Here is a 15,238-nt window from a genome sequence, read left to right on the forward strand (position 1 = left end):
CCAGACCATTTTTGTCAGATTTATCAGCATCACATGCATTTGCCAGGCCCTGACGACACGCCTCGCTAGGGCCTTTTTTAGTGCAGAAAAAAAGTCTGGGATAAAAATCCCAGACTCGCGTTGTATCTTCAATGCTATATTGTTGAAACGTGGAAAAAAAGGCAGTTGGCTCCGCTTAAAACTGATAGCCAAATAATCCAAACCCGGGATTATCCGGCTATCAGCCTTAATGCTCACCAGCTAACCGCCTTTTTTCCCACTCTCTATTATAACCGTGCTCATCTACCGGCTGACCGATTACCCGGCCTCAATCCAGCCAATAGTGGCAACTCATTTGAGTGGGCTCATCATACACCCATTCTTAATTGTCCACAATTGTTTTGCTTGCCAGTAACGACGGCACATTTTTCACGCAATTGCTTAGTCTGGTAATTCTTGGTAGTCGAAGTGGTCAAAGGTCGCGACCTGTTCGTAACCAGCGTAATCCACTGCACCCAGTCCAACGAAGGCCCCAGTGAAGAAACCACCGGACGTCTGGAGTACGTAGTCATCTGACAGGATGGCAGCGTCTAATGTAACCGGCACCGTTTCCCAAGTCTTGCCATCAAAGGAGTATTGGTACGTGTAGGATTCCTTACGTGCCTGGACTCTGAACCAAACAGATTTGGCATCTGCTGGGACTGGAATGGCGTTGTCCTTCAGGTATGACGTGTAGGTGTTGTTGTCGTTTTGGGCAACTTCAATCACACGGCCCTTCTTGTCATCGTTGGTGATGAAGATCCAAGAATAGTGCTTGTCATTATAGAAATTGGCCAGTCCAGCCATCTGTTGGTAACTGAATGGATCGAAGCTAACTTCGGTTTCAGCGTCGAAGTTAAATGCTTGCCAACGCCGGGCCACGAAGGACACGTCGAAGGTGCTGGACAAGGATTGTTGCCCCACCAACTTCAGTGAGCCGTTGCCAACCGTCCCCAACTTAGGGGTAAATGGTTGCCGTAACGTGTTCCAGTTCAGGTCAAGCGTCGATTGACTAAAGTCATCGTGTTGGGAGTGATCCTTGGGTGCGTCAGTTAAAATGGCGTCCTTAGGCGCTTCCACTTCAACCTGACCGCCGTGGCCGCCGACAACGCGTGGCCAACCAGCATCGTCCCATTCAACCTTTTGGATGGACGTTTCCCGGCCAAGCGTACTCCAGCCGCGAGGATCATGACTGGATTCGTTAACGTGGTTCCAAGGACGGGCAACCAATGAAGCGTAGTACCATTCGCCACCTGGCGTCGACGTTAAGGCCCCGTGACCTTGCTTTTGCAGGTAGAAATCAGGAGTGTCCATGTTGGTGATGAAGGGACCATCTGGTTCGCCTTCGAAGGACAATTCGTCGAGCGTCTTGGAACGGGCAACAATTTCTTGGTGGGTAAAGACAGTCCCACCTTCAGCGGCAAACAGGTAGTAGTAGCCGTTGATTTGGTACAGGTGTGGTCCTTCAACCAATTTCACGTCGTCACCATTGTAGATGTTCCGCGCCGTTTCAGGCTTCAGGTGCATGGTGTCCAGGTCAAACTCAGTCAAGGTAATCCCGTTAAATGGGTGCTTGTACTCGCGGTGATCCCAAGTCTGTTGAACCAGGTATTTCCGACCGTTTTCATCATGGAACATGGAAGCATCGAACCCAACACCGTTAACCTTGATTGGGTCCGTCCATGGGCCGTGAATGTCGGTTGCGGTGGTCAGGTAGTTGGTCATGTCCTTGAAGGGACCATCGGTGATTTTAACATCGGTGTAGATCAACCAGAATTTACCATCAGCGTAGGTCAGGTCTGGTGCCCAAATCCCACCAGAAGCGGGGTTCCCCTTCATGTCGAGCAACGTAGTCGTTGACAGTGGTGATGGCAACAGGTTCCAGTGAACCATGTCCTTGGACTCGTGGAGCCGGACGCCAGGGAACCACTCGAACGTGGAGTTGGCAATGTAGTAAGTGTCGCCTACTCGAATCATGCTAGGATCGGCGTTAAAACCAGGTAAAACAGGATTTTGAATCTTCATCAGTAATCTTTCCTTTCGTTTGAGCTTAAGCTTTATCCAACTGAGCCTTACGATCGGCCGTTAATTCTTCGTTCATCTTGTTCACTTCATCATCGGTCAAGGTGTAACGACTCATGATGAACATGGCAACAACAGCCAAGATGATTGGTAACCAAATCATTGACCACTGAATCCCCATCATGGCGCCAGCACTTTGCGTCGTCTTGGTGCCGTCAAATTTGAAGAAGGCGTTGATGTACCCAGGAATGATTCCCCCTAAGGCCAACCCAATCTTGAAGAACAGACCCATGATGGCGTTGATGATCCCGGCAACCCGCTTCTTAGAGGTGTATTCCCCGTAAGAAACAACTTCTGGAACCAATGACCACATGTAACCAGTGGCGGCGGTAATCCCCCATTGCATCAGGAAACGACCGGTGTAACCCAGAGCAACGCTGTTCTTGAAGGCTGGGAAGGACCATACCCACAGAATTAACGTCCCAATGATAAACAGTGCCAGGAAGGCGTAGAAGAATTGGCGTTTCCCAATCTTCTTCCGCACGATTGGCCACAGGAAGACCAGGAAGATCCCTGGAATTGACCCAATCAAGTTGATGGAAGCCATCCATTCGGAATGACCAATGTTGTATTGCATGTAAAAAGGCCATACGGTGTTCCCGAAGAACATGAAGGTAAAGCCAATCAGGAAGAACAACCCCAAGATTTGGAGTGGCTTGTTTTGTTTGAATTCAGTCCAAAGGTCAGAGTACTTAACGGAATCGGATTCTTCCTTGGTTGGCAGAACCCGTTCCTTGATGCCAAAGTAAGTCGCAGTTAACATCACGAATCCAATAACCATGTAGATGGCCATGACCATGAAGTAGGCGCCACCGGCCTTAGGCGAGGTGTAATCCCCTAAGTTCATGTGAATACCGAAGAACCCGATATCCTTGGATTGTGGATTTGGTGAAGCCATTTGAACAAATAATGGCAGGAAAGTGTAAACCAATAAGTTACCAATGTTTGCTTCCGTCATCCGGACGGTCGTCAACGTTGAGATTTCATCGTTGTCCCGCGTCAGGGAAGCGTTCAAGGCACCATAAGGGATTTTCACAAACGAGTAGATCAAGGCCGTTGCCAGGTACGCGATGAAGGCGTAGAAGACGTTGCCCCGAACAGCATCGATTGGCAAGAACAGTAAGGCGGCCATGATTGTCAGTGGAATCCCACCGTAGATCAGGTAAGGCCGATACTTGCCTCGTTTGAAATTGTGCTTATCGACGAAAGCCCCCACCCATGGATCCCAGAAAACGTTGACCCAGCGGACAACCAAGAAGATCGTTGCGCCGACTGCGGCGGAGATTCCGTAAACCGTGGTTAGATAGAATAAGAGCATGGAACCAACTGTACCAAAAATTAAGTTTTGCGCGAGATCACCGGCACCATAACTGATTCGTTCGCGCCAGGAAAGCTTGGCGAATTCATCTGGAGCTTGAGTCTCTTCGGCAGTAGCCTGTGTATTTGAGGCCATGTGTGAGAACCCCTTTCAAATTGGGAAGTATGTGCTTGTGACCAATAACAATCATTCGATGATGGCCACGTTGGCCAACGCGCCATCTATTTCTTCAGTTAGCTAACTTACAGGTTGAATTGTATCCGCTTTCACAAGTGCTGGCCACCTTCTTTCGTGACTGTTTCTAGTTAAATCCTGACCCTGAAGGCGAAACAAAACCCCGTCAAATCAGTGTTTGACGGGGTGATTTATCTTTTTCTAACCAAAACTATTCAAAATAGCCACTTTCCTTAACCGTCCGTACCCGCCGTTTCTGCTTCAGCTGGCGCTGGTAACGGCTGGGTGTGATGCCCGACCACTTCTTGAACTGCTTGCTAAAATTGGACACACTACTGGCACCCATTAGGTAGGCGATATCCTCAATCGAATAGTTCGGCGACCCCAGTAGGCGTTTGGCTTTATTGTATTTTTGATTCTCAATGTAGTGGAGCGGCGTTACCCCGTAAACCTTCTTAAAGGTCCGGTGGCCGTAACCGCTACTGACGCCAACCTGCTGGCAAATTGTGGCGAACGAAAAGGCGGGCACCTCTTTCTTAGAGATGTTCTTCTTGATCAGTGAGGCAATCATCCGGCTCGTCTTGGCTTCGCTTTCGCTGTAGGCGGCTGCCTTCTTGGCCGTTGTATCCTGCAGGTGCGCGGCGATGGCAAAGAAGAATTCCAGTACGGCAATCTGAATCTTGAGGTTGGCCTGCTCCTTGTTGAGGGTCCGATCCGCGCTCGCCGCAACAATGGCCGTTGCCGCAGTCATCGCCGCCTGGGCAATCGCTTGATTGGCGGGGATGACTGCGTTGACCACGTTACTCAACATTTCAGACTTCAACTCCAGGCTCTCGATGCTGAAGTGAAAACAAATATAGGTCATTTCGGCATCTTCACTGGAATTTTTGTTGGTGTGCAGGGTCCCCGGGGAGATAATCATGACATCCCCCGCCCCGTAATCATACGTTCCCAAGTTCTTGATCTCCGTCGTCTGGCGACCGTCCACCACGCACATCAGTTCAAACGCTTGATGTTTTTGCTCGAAAAATTGCCAGCCACCGGGCACGGTTCTTTGATGGCCACCAAAAAGGTACAGGCTCGAATCGACAACTGGAATGGGTACGAATGGCTTCATCTCCAGTTCCCCCTTTCGCTAATGCTTAATCCCTGAAAAATGAAAGCGGTTTACTATCCATCATCATTATAACGGTTTAGTTGTCGAAAGCAACCAACTCGTTTTGACCTTTAGCCCAGTGATGAGGAATTTTGCTGTCATCGCCTCTAGCTAGGTCAAGGTGGCTTAGAACACTGTGGATGAGTGCCTGGGAGCCTGCCTACTTTCTTTAGTCATAAAAAAAGCGTACTCGTTAATTGGCTCATAACGACTACACTTTAATTAAAGAGTATCAAGAATATGATTTTCTTATCTTATATTATTAATTATTAGCTTTAGCTAATTTCTTTTAAACACTGCAGATACTCTCACAAAATCGGTGACAACAACCGCGAAGCCGTCTGCTTGAACCGCAAGTACAGTGACTGCTGCTTGAATTTTTCCGGCGTGATCAGCTCACTGTGACGCATGTCCGCCTCATAGATTTCCTCCAGTTGCTTGGCAACCGCTGGGTCGTAAATGAACGCGTTGATTTCGAAGTTTAGCTTGAAGCTCCGGTAATCCATGTTGGCCGACCCGACGGAGGCAATGCGGCCATCCACGACCATCGTCTTGGCGTGAATGAAACCGTTGTGGTAGAAGTAAATTTTCACGCCGTCATCCGCCAACTGCCGGGCATAGTATTGCGTTGCCCGGTACACGAAGGCGTGGTCCGGCTTGTCTGGAATCATGATTCGCACGTCAACGCCCGCCATGGCCGCAATCCGCAACGAGTCCAAGACGCTATCGTCTGGAATCAGGTACGGCGTCTGGATCCACAGGCGCTTTTCGGCGGTCTGAATCAGGCGCATGTAACCCATTTTAATCTGCTGCAGGTCGGAGTCTGGCCCGCTGGACACAATCTGCAGGCTGGTCTCCCCCTTGACCTTGGTCAGTGGGAAGTATTTGTGCTCGATGCGGTCGTCCCTGAAAGGATGGTCGCGGTCAGTGGCATTCCAGTCCAGCATGAAGCGCGCCTGCAGGGAGAAGACCCCGGAGCCCACGATGCGTAGATGAGTGTCGCGCCAGTATCCGAATTTTTCCTTGCGACCCAGGTACTGATCGCCAATGTTAAAGCCGCCGACGTAGCCGACTTGGCCATCGACCGTCACGATTTTTCGGTGATCACGGAAGTTCAGCCGAAAGTCAATCACGGCCGAACGCGTGCCCAGGAAGGCCTCCACGTGGCCACCAACGTCAATTAGTGGCTTGAAAAACCGTTTCCAAGTCCCCATCGAACCCCAGGGATCGTAAATGACCCGGACTTCCACCCCAGCCCGCGCTTTTTTCACCAGCAGATCCAGGATGTCATTTCCAATCTTATCGTTATAAAAGGTGTAAAATTCAATATGAATACTGGAGTGGGCCCGCTCGATATCTTCCATCATCAAATGGAACAGGTCGTGGCCATCCGTAATCACCCGCACCCGGTTTTTCCGGGCTAAAAATGCGTGATCCGTTTCCATAAACATATTTACCATGTTGATTACCGAGTGGCTAATTTGGTCGGCCGGCATAATTTCGTCGCCGATTTCTTCACGCTGCTGGTTGAGCCGCTCTTCTAACTGAACAGCCACCTGGCGCTGCAGTCGAAACATCCGGCCCTTCGGCAATTTTCGGCCAATGAAGGCGTAGGCGATGAACCCGACGACGGGCAGCAGTACGAGTACTAGCATCCAAGCCCACGTCGCGGCAATATCGCGTTTTTCCCGGAAAACCGTCACGAAAGCCAACGCCGAGTTGACCACCACGATGATTTCCAGAATGAGCATATAATTCACGTTCACGGGTATCCCCCTCCTCAAACTCTCTATGATTTTCATCATACGCTAAATCAGCGGAAAGTCTTTAGTTTTTCTTAATTTTCTCGGACCAATTGACCCTAATTTTAACAGGAGGCGTTTTCATGTTTACTCACCTAACCACCCTCATTGGCGGCTTGCACGGGACCAGCCCGTTCCGCGTGCTCCATTGGATTTTCCGCGACAACCCGACCATCGGCATTATCCTGCTGGCGGCCATCGTTTTATACAGTATTTATCGCTATATGAACCGGCATTGATGGATCGCGTTCACACCCGTTGGCCGCCTTGCCGGCTGATTACTGGCAAGGCTCTTTGGGGTACCCTGAGGGCTAAATTAACCTGGGAGCTGCCGGCTACGCTTCGGATAGCGGTCACAACCGAAAGTATTTTTACTTTACATGCTTCAGCAAATCCATAATAATCAACAGTTAGGACATAACTTAAAAAAGGTGTGAGTTCAAATGACATTCCTGATTTCAACTGGTGTGCTGGTTATCGCAGCGATGCTCAGCATTGTGATCAATCGGCGCTGGCTGCCGCGCTTGTCGGTCAATTACGTGAGCATGTTGCTGGGCGCCATCATCGCGTTGGTGCCGATACTGAACGGCTTAGTCGCGCGGTTTGATTCAGATATCTTCATTGGTTTAATCGTTGCGCCCTTGCTCTATTTCGAGGGCCAGAACACGCGGCTAAATCTAGTTGGCCGCCACGTTCGTGAAATTATTAGCTTGACCGTCGGCATGGTGGTGCTCTGCGCCGTTGTCGCTGGGTTAGGTACGCATTTTCTAACCAACGTCGGCTTACCGCTGGCCTTCATCCTGGCGGCCATCAGCACGCCCACCGACGCCACGGCAACTGAATCGGTCACGATGGGCCGTGAATTGCCAACGCGTGAGGGGATTGGCCTCAAATTGGAGTCGCTATTTAACGACGCCTCCGGGATTATCCTGTTGAACATGGCCATCCTCTGGTACGTCAACGGCTATGTGAACTATTCGCAAACGCTGGGTGACTTCGTCTACTCGGCTGGCGGCGGGATCGTCTTTGGGGGCCTTATCAGCGGCGCCATTGTGTATGTGCGGCAATTGATGCTGCGCTCGAAGGTTAATTTTATTAATAATACATATAATAACGGGACGCCGCTGAAGGTCATTTACCTGATGACCCCGTTCGTGCTGTACTTTGGCGCGGAAGCCATCGGCGTGTCCGGCATCATCGCCGTCGTCTTTGCTGGACTGGTGCATAACGCTGAAGGAGAGCGGAGCGCGCTCGCCAATCCCCAGTGGGCCAACGATCTCTATGCATTGGTCGGGCTACTCAGTGACGTGCTGAACAGTATTGTTTTCGTCGTCCTGGGGATTATGATCTTGCGGACCACCTTGGATCAATCCGTGTCATACAACGGTTCCTTGGTCTGGGTCGCGATTGGCATTATCTTATACCTCGCTAACCTACTGGCCCGCTACGTGTACATCCGGCTGGTTCACCATATTTCGAATCGTGAGTCCTGGATTTTTGCCTTAGGCGGCATTCACGGTGCCGTCACGTTTGCCTTGGCCTTTACCGTGGCGGAAACGCAGGTCAAAACGGCTGACTTCAACTTAGTCTTGATGTCGGAAAGCTTGCTGATCATTTTAAGTTTGGTCGTCCCCACCATCATTTTCCGGTGGCTCTTGCCCAAGGTCCAGGTGGACGTCGACGGCGCAAATCGGCTGGCGACTGTTCGGGAACAAATGATTGAAGTCGGCGTGCAAACGTTGTGGGCGATGCCCATTTCTCAGGAATCTAAGGACGCCGTCACCTTTGACCTGCGTTCCCAAAATGGCCATACGACCGTTCCCCAATTTTGGGCAGAGTGGCGCCGCATGGTCCAACACCCGGAATACACGCCAGATCAGTTACGGGAATTGATGGTTGTTTACCGCAATATTTTCCAAGCAGAACGGGTCTATTTACTGCAACAGTATGAGGAGAATCATGTCCTGAACGAGGACCTCTTCAACGAGTTGTACCGAGAAATTGGTATGGCGGAAATGGTCATCCTGGGTTATGGCGTGATGCGGTAGTGACTGGGTGTTCGTCAGGCTTTGAGACCGTTTGCCTTCCTCCCGAAATGTTTGTTACACTTAACCATGGTTCAGGGGTTCATTTTAGGGGAGGGACCAACTTGCATAAAATTGGATTCGTTATATCCTACGACCTATTCATGGTCTTTTGCATCATTGCGCTACCGTTTATTTTTCTGGAATTTTCTTTTATGGATCAACTCACCAGCTATCTACTCATGATGTTGCTTCAGACTGTCTGGCTGGGCAGCTTTCTTGAGAAAAACCACGATTCAACAGTGCTACACGTGGCTTGGGTTTTACGGAACGTTGTGATTGTCCTGGCCATCGGCTTTTTCGTGGTCGCGGTGACAATGAAACTGTTGGCGAATTAGGATACTAAATAAGACGTAGACAATCACGACCTGTCTACGCCCTATTTTTTGTCCCCAACTTAAAAACTGCTGGCCGGATCGCCATACTGGCTGGTCCCGGTACTATAGTTAATTTTCACGCCCGCTTGAATATTAAAAATGTAGACGTTGTAAGAAATGCCGGTATTGTTCACGGACTTGGCTTGCATGTGCACGCCACGCGCGACCAGTTCGTTGCCCCGGAACACTGGCTGAACCTGGTAGCGCACGTAATCGCTGGGATGGCTCTTCAGGTAGCTCGCCACCGGATTCTCGTAGGCCGTCATCCCCGGATCATTCAGTGAACGCGTCCCGGTCATCAAGTTCTTCAAATTATTATTTTGCCCGGTCAATTGATAGCCGATTAAATGACTGCGGTTGTACAAGTACCCTTTCTTGCCGTTGACCGTATATTCCTTGTTCTTCCAGCCGGTTGGACTGACGTTGAGCGGTTCCCGTTTAGCCGTGGGCATCGTACTCTTGCTCAGTAACGCATTAGCCGTGGTCACCCGGTTCAACGTGTCTAACTCGCCATACGTGGCCCAAGCACCCTTCTTAGTCGACAGTTCGGCCGTGGTAAATGTCGGCTTATTGTGATTGACCGCCACAATCTGCGTGTCGGTATATTTCTGATCCGCCAATGCCTTGGTCGCCACCGATTGCTTGGGCGTCGACGCTGACGTGCTCGTGGTTGACTGGCTCCCACTGGAACTGCCCACGAGACTGGTGGCTAAGTTGGTGATCTTGCGCGCCGTTGGGTTGCCCTGACTACTCAGCGCGCCCACGGCCCCAATTAAAATAACAGCGATTGCCGTGTAAATGGACACCCGTCCACCCCGGCGACGGCCCCGATAACGTTTACTCATTCTCTTTCCCTCATCTCTCAAATGTCTTACGTCTAGTTTACCAAAAGAACATACGTTTGTCTTGCCTTTTTAGTTATTAATAACCATTAATTTGTAATTAATAACTAAATGTGACCGGCTGTTACCGCAACTTAACACTTTTTTAACTGACTTGAGACCATTTACGGTTAACGACCATGCTATACTGTCTGTAGAAAGAAGTAGGCGGTTTGTGTGAACAACACAAAACTGTTATCATTTGCGATGAGGTGATTGAGATCATGAAAAAATCCCGTACAATTGCCGCCGCACTGAGCCTCTTGGCTGTCTTTGCCATTGGCTTGGCCGGCTGCAGTAGCTCTAGCAGTAAGTCGGGGAGCAACCAACAAGCAAGTTTCAAGAACAAGACGACGAAAAAGGCTGACGTAAAATCCACGCTGACGGCGAACCAGCAACTTTGGTATGTCAACGGCTCGATCAACGCCAAGAGTAATTCTGGCCTGGAAGCCTACCGTTTCGATTCTAACGGCAAGGCTACCGTCTACAACGTGAATAAGTATTACAAGACTTATAACGCCGCACAAAAAGACAACGGCTTAAGCAAAATTGGCACGCTGAACACCACCTTTACGACAAAGGGGTCGGATACCGTCATTAAATTCAAGGGCAAGTTGTCCGACATTCCAATGACTCAGACCTTCACGGTGAAGAAGACCGTCACTGGTAAGAACACCGCTTCGAAACTGAAGGTTGCCGGCTACCACATTTCCCGGGACGTCGACAATGACGTGACCCAGGCTGTGCTGGTCAAAGTCACCGAATAAACGTGTCATTGAACGAGGCTGCGTGAAGCGGTCTCGTTTTTTTGATGGAGGAACTTAGATGAAAAAATTAATTCCCGGTCTGGGTGGTGTCGTCGTCATTGGCGGCGTCTTGCTCTACCAGCAGCATCGCCATCTCAGCGCAATCGTCCTACTGGAAACGGTCGTTTTAGGTTTCGCCGTGCTCGTGGGCATTCTTCACCTCATCAGTGTTTGGCGCAACCGCCGCTAACGTTTCACGTGAAACACACAGTCTGGCTGACAGCGCTTTCTCTTTGGGGTATGATAGGGCAAAGGAGTGTGATGATTGATGTTAAAACACAAGTTTATCGTCGACAACGTTGACCCTGCAGAATTCAAGGAACACCGCGAACGCTTTAGTGCCATGGTTGAAGAGAATCCCTGGTTGATTCCCGTGGTCATTTCATTAGAAATCATCCCCGTAACCACCATGTTACACGGTTTCTGGAAGAATCGGCAACTCAAGAAACAACTCCAAATCGAACGGGAACACACCAAGCAACTCCAGCTCGGTGGCGGCTGCCAACACGGCCACTGCCACGGCGGCAAGGGCGGTCACTGTCACCATCATCCCGGTGGCAAGCCCCAATTACTCGCCGATGAACCCCATCACATGGGCCACGGCCATCACCACATGGGTTAAATTCAAGCTGAAACGGAAATCAGTTCTGGCCAAGCGGCTGGAACTGATTTTTTAGCGTTCTTAGCAAAATTTTATGCAAACGTAACATAATATAAAACTAATTGTATTGATTAACATAACTGAGAAATCCATAAATATGCCATCTGATTTTTCTAAAATCACACTAAATCAACCTGTAAACCATTAGAAAAAAGTAATCCAATCCCCTTTTTAATCCGGAAGCACCCCCTTTTCATAAGTGTTTAGCTAATTCTAATCAATCACATTATTAATTCGTAAATATTCTTCACAATTTCTTCACAATTACCCGTTAGGATACAAGCATACCAATAAAAACCTATTAACCAACCTTTTTTCATTTTATTCACCAAATAAAATGAGCCGCTCGCCCCAACCAAGTGAGTGGTATGACCGTCCTCTAACCAGGGACGGTTTTTTTGTAGAGTGCGGAGCGAGCCGCCAATTTCTGAATATAACTTTGCGAACCCAGTCAAACGACCTAACACCATCGACCATCAAAGGTGGGCCCACTCACCAAGCTAATATCCCCCTTCAGAACTAGCAGACAAGCACATGAGCCCGCCCAGTAAATCACGATTCAAAGCCATTATCTCCCAAAGCACGCCCAACCCCACCCCACAAGAAAAAGGCCCCAGCACACAACCGCACCAAGGCCCTCACAACACTAACTAAACAAATTTCACTAACTAAATTGTCAATAATTCCGCCGGAGTACTTAACACGTACGTCGGCTTTTCGGCTTTCACCGAAGCCGGATCAGCCGCGCCCCACATGGCCGCAGCCGTGGCGACACCCGCATTGTTACCCATCTGCATGTCGTACTTGGCATCGCCAATCATGACACTCTGGTTGGCCGTTAAGTCAAAACGATCCAGCAGGCTCAAGATGCCATCCGGCGCTGGCTTATAGTGGGCAACCGTGTCGGAACCGCTAATGGCCTCAAACGTCTTTCCCAGGCCAATCTGCTCCAGATTCCGTTGCAATGGCACCGAATGCTTGCTGGAGACCACGTACAAATGGTCACCGCGATCCTTTAACGTGGCCAACGTTTCCGCCATCCCATCAAACAAGGTAATCCCTAACTTCTCGGCTTCATGATACTGCTCGCGAAAAACCGTGTACAGATCTTCTAGCGCCGCATCGCTCAAAGATTCCGTGGCCATTTTCGCAAAGGAAACTTCAATGGGCACGCCCATGTAACTCACGACTGCTTCGCGGCTGGGAATGGCCAGGCCCTTAATTTCATAGGCCTTCTGTGTTGCCAGGACGGCAACATCGCGCGTATCCGCCAACGTACTATCAAAATCGAATAAAAAGTTGTGCATCAGATCACCTCATCAGTTTTTCTTGCCAACATCCCTTTTATTTTACGCGTATGCTCGCGCAGATTACCAGTGTTAACGACTAATTTTAAGAATTTTAGCGTCTTGCCTAATACCGGGAATGTTTCACATGAAACATTCCCGGCCCCCTTTGCCAGTCAATAAAAAATCAGCCGCCAACGTGCACGACTGATTGCTTATACTATGCTAATGAATCCCAAGGAGCCAAGGCCTGTGGTGCAGTGGCCAAGACAGCTTGTTGCTCCGGTGTCAGGTACTTCTTGTGCACGACCACTTCGTAGACGAAATCGTCTAGCCAGTCGTCGGTCATCACAAAGTAGCCCTTCTCACCGTTCTTTTCGCCCCAACTGTTTTCCACTTTCCAACGAGTCGATTGGTCATCAACCAAGTTGACCCCGGTCAGCGTCATGGCGTGGGACACTTCGGCCTCACCCGTGGCTAAGCGTTGGGCCTTGGTCAAACTCAGGTCGACGCCAAATAAATCGCTGACTTGGAACAGGTGACTGTCGAGGAAGCCACGTTCGCGGCTCATTTGTTGCAAGACATCATTGCCAAACCATACCGCCTCGCCACTCTGGAGTTGGGCGATGGCAGCCTTTTTCATGTCCGCCAACGGTAAATTGATAAAGCTGATGTGCTTGCCACCCACGATATTGTCCTGGCTCGGCAGGCTGTAATGCTGGTCGAAAGGCTTATCTGGCGAGTTGGCAATGACCACGTAGTCATCGAGATCGACGTCAAAGTAATCGTTGAAAAAGTCTTGTGGCGTTAACCCTGCAGCGCGGTGGATCTGGTCCTTGTCGTCCTTGAACTCCAGGTCAAAGGTGGTTGGCGGTTCGCCGAAGGCATAGGCCGCCATCCGGTAGACTTCCTTCAAGGCTTGGGCCCGCGTCGTCGCAATGGCTTCCTCATCGGCGCCGTCAGCGACCAATTGCCGCAACGCTAACGCATCCTTGCGCAATTTCAAATTCAAAGCGGCCCCAATACCGGTCGTATCGTTGCTGTTAAATGATTCCGGCATGGCACTGACTGGCACGACCCCGTACTTTTGCACAAGGGCGGCTCCCATGGCCCACTGGCCCCCGTCACTGTCGGGATGACCCAGGTAAAAGGCCACTTCGCGGTCATCGAGCGGCTGGTCTGCCGTACGTAAAATGTTGTCGTAGAACATGTTGGCCCGTTCCACTCGATCCCAGAAGAACAGGTAATTCTGGGAGAGCTCAAAGTCCTTCACGTTGTATTTCGCCGCAAATTGATGGCGAATCGTATTCAACGTGGCAAATAGCCAGCAACGGCCGGAATGCTTTTGATTGGAAACTTTGCCGGTTGGTAACTCCACGGAGAACGTCCGGTTCAAACGAACGGTCGCTTGCGGATCCTCCGAGGCGGCAAGCACCCCATTTTTAATAACAGCGCGGCTCACAACATCGTGAGCAGGTTGTTTTTGTAAATCAGCACGTAAATCCGCCGTCTCGGCAGCGGTTAATTTATGGTTAGTCTTGGTATCTGGCATAGAACGAACTCCTTTCGCTGGGCCTCCATGAGAGGTCTCATGGAAATCTCATAATTAACATAGACTCATTCTAGCGCTTTCCTGGCTGAAAGGCAATTATATTTGGGATCAAAAAAATTCGCCCTCGATAGCATGCGAGCGAATATTACGTGTTTCGTTTTACTTTGGTGCCAAGCCCTTTTCCAAAAACGCCAGCAACACAGGCCCTGCCTGGTCAAGATCTTCATCCGTAAAAATACTACGCGCCAGTTCCGTGATCATGGTGCCTATCATGAACTGGGCGATTCGATCGTTAGGCCAATCAACCAATTCGGCGTTGGCCTTGAGCCGGTCCAATACCGCGTACAGATTCTTTTGAAGGAGGGGCAGTACCCGGGGTGTCAGTTGCTTACGGAGGTCACTTCTGACCAAAATTTCCGTGATCAAGACCTGCAGGACGGCCCGGTTTCCTTTAATAAAGGCAATCCGGTCCGTCACGACCGTGGTCAACATTTCGTGGAGCGTCATGTACGGCTGATTCACGACCTGTTTCGCGAAGTCTTGCACGAAGGCGGGCACAACTTCCGTCACATAGGGTGCCAGAACCGCCGCCAATAGGGCATCTTTGGTTTTATACCGCTTGTAAACCGTGCCTTCAGCCACCCCCGCCCGGCTGGCGATTTCCTTGGTCGTGGTATTCGCAAATCCCTGTTCGGCAAATAGCTCGAGACTCGCTGCCAACACCAGTTTTTGCTTGGGTGGGATATTGCCGCTCGCCGCCATGACGTTTTCAAAGGCCGCTTGCATGTTTGTTTCCTGAGCCACGTGGACCCCTCCATTCTAAACTTTCCGGTTAAATATGTGGTGAGCATTCACTCACCTATTAATAGTCTTATAATACGGTCTCGCCAGCAGAAAGTCAATTGCTTTAACAAATCGCCAAAAAAACGGTCAGACAGTTCGTCCCACCGTTTCACGTTTACTCGGTTCTATGTCAACTGTTGTTGGTAATTCCATTTATAAAATTGTCTAATCCTTTGAGATTAGGCAATTTTTTTTGAG

General features: G+C 49.9%; 14 protein-coding genes. 6 read left to right on the forward strand and 8 right to left on the reverse strand.

What is annotated here, in order from left to right:
* Window positions 1–420 precede the first annotated feature (420 nt).
* The 4 genes from EKM99_RS09805 to cls form a co-directional block, all read right to left on the reverse strand.
* On the reverse strand, window positions 421–2,043 hold the full coding sequence (locus EKM99_RS09805; protein WP_125583242.1) for a glycoside hydrolase family 43 protein: 1,623 nt from the start codon (window positions 2,041–2,043) through the stop codon (window positions 421–423).
* A gap of 25 nt (window positions 2,044–2,068) precedes the next feature.
* On the reverse strand, window positions 2,069–3,553 hold the full coding sequence (locus EKM99_RS09810; RefSeq protein ID WP_125583243.1) for an MFS transporter: 1,485 nt from the start codon (window positions 3,551–3,553) through the stop codon (window positions 2,069–2,071).
* Window positions 3,554–3,803: 250 nt separating this feature from the next.
* A complete protein-coding gene (locus EKM99_RS09815) occupies window positions 3,804–4,709 on the reverse strand; it encodes a helix-turn-helix domain-containing protein (RefSeq protein ID WP_125583244.1) in 906 nt (301 codons plus the stop codon).
* A 347-nt stretch (window positions 4,710–5,056) separates the two neighbouring features.
* Complete coding sequence (cls, locus tag EKM99_RS09820; RefSeq protein ID WP_125583245.1) at window positions 5,057–6,514, reverse strand: cardiolipin synthase; 1,458 nt, start codon at window positions 6,512–6,514, stop codon at window positions 5,057–5,059.
* Between the two features lie 119 nt (window positions 6,515–6,633).
* Between cls and EKM99_RS15825 the strand changes: the two genes are divergently transcribed.
* From EKM99_RS15825 to EKM99_RS09830, 3 genes are all read left to right on the forward strand, one after another.
* Window positions 6,634–6,789: a hypothetical protein gene (locus EKM99_RS15825; RefSeq protein ID WP_164511577.1), complete on the forward strand. Its 156-nt coding sequence runs from the start codon at window positions 6,634–6,636 to the stop codon at window positions 6,787–6,789.
* A 204-nt stretch (window positions 6,790–6,993) separates the two neighbouring features.
* Window positions 6,994–8,598 carry a cation:proton antiporter gene (locus tag EKM99_RS09825; protein ID WP_125583246.1) on the forward strand — a complete coding sequence of 535 codons (1,605 nt, stop codon included), beginning with the start codon at window positions 6,994–6,996 and terminating at the stop codon, window positions 8,596–8,598.
* Between the two features lie 101 nt (window positions 8,599–8,699).
* Window positions 8,700–8,972 carry a hypothetical protein gene (locus EKM99_RS09830; protein ID WP_125583247.1) on the forward strand — a complete coding sequence of 91 codons (273 nt, stop codon included), beginning with the start codon at window positions 8,700–8,702 and terminating at the stop codon, window positions 8,970–8,972.
* A gap of 59 nt (window positions 8,973–9,031) precedes the next feature.
* Here EKM99_RS09830 and EKM99_RS09835 read toward each other — a convergent pair whose 3' ends face one another.
* A complete protein-coding gene (locus tag EKM99_RS09835; protein ID WP_125583248.1) occupies window positions 9,032–9,856 on the reverse strand; it encodes a DNA/RNA non-specific endonuclease in 825 nt (274 codons plus the stop codon).
* 260 nt (window positions 9,857–10,116) lie between these two features.
* On the opposite strand from EKM99_RS09835, the gene EKM99_RS09840 reads away from it, so the two are divergent.
* The 3 genes from EKM99_RS09840 (at window position 10,117) to EKM99_RS09845 (ending at window position 11,320) form a co-directional block, all read left to right on the forward strand.
* Complete coding sequence (locus EKM99_RS09840; protein ID WP_125583249.1) at window positions 10,117–10,659, forward strand: hypothetical protein; 543 nt, start codon at window positions 10,117–10,119, stop codon at window positions 10,657–10,659.
* A gap of 58 nt (window positions 10,660–10,717) precedes the next feature.
* Window positions 10,718–10,888 (forward strand): hypothetical protein, encoded by a 171-nt coding sequence (locus tag EKM99_RS15830; protein WP_164511578.1) that lies wholly within the window; start codon window positions 10,718–10,720, stop codon window positions 10,886–10,888.
* A 78-nt stretch (window positions 10,889–10,966) separates the two neighbouring features.
* The gene (locus tag EKM99_RS09845) at window positions 10,967–11,320 is read left to right on the forward strand and encodes a hypothetical protein (RefSeq protein ID WP_125583250.1); all 354 of its coding nucleotides are present in this window, start codon (window positions 10,967–10,969) and stop codon (window positions 11,318–11,320) included.
* Window positions 11,321–12,027: 707 nt separating this feature from the next.
* On the opposite strand, the gene EKM99_RS09850 is transcribed toward EKM99_RS09845, so the two are convergent.
* The 3 genes from EKM99_RS09850 to EKM99_RS09860 all read right to left on the reverse strand — a co-directional run bounded on the left by EKM99_RS09850 (window position 12,028) and on the right by EKM99_RS09860 (window position 15,001).
* Window positions 12,028–12,666: an HAD family hydrolase gene (locus EKM99_RS09850; RefSeq protein ID WP_125583251.1), complete on the reverse strand. Its 639-nt coding sequence runs from the start codon at window positions 12,664–12,666 to the stop codon at window positions 12,028–12,030.
* A gap of 199 nt (window positions 12,667–12,865) precedes the next feature.
* A complete protein-coding gene (locus tag EKM99_RS09855) occupies window positions 12,866–14,197 on the reverse strand; it encodes a C1 family peptidase (protein ID WP_125583252.1) in 1,332 nt (443 codons plus the stop codon).
* A gap of 159 nt (window positions 14,198–14,356) precedes the next feature.
* On the reverse strand, window positions 14,357–15,001 hold the full coding sequence (locus tag EKM99_RS09860) for a TetR/AcrR family transcriptional regulator (RefSeq protein WP_125583253.1): 645 nt from the start codon (window positions 14,999–15,001) through the stop codon (window positions 14,357–14,359).
* Window positions 15,002–15,238: the final 237 nt, after the last annotated feature.

This window comes from Levilactobacillus cerevisiae, assembly GCF_003946245.1.
GTDB classification, from domain to species: domain Bacteria; phylum Bacillota; class Bacilli; order Lactobacillales; family Lactobacillaceae; genus Levilactobacillus; species Levilactobacillus cerevisiae.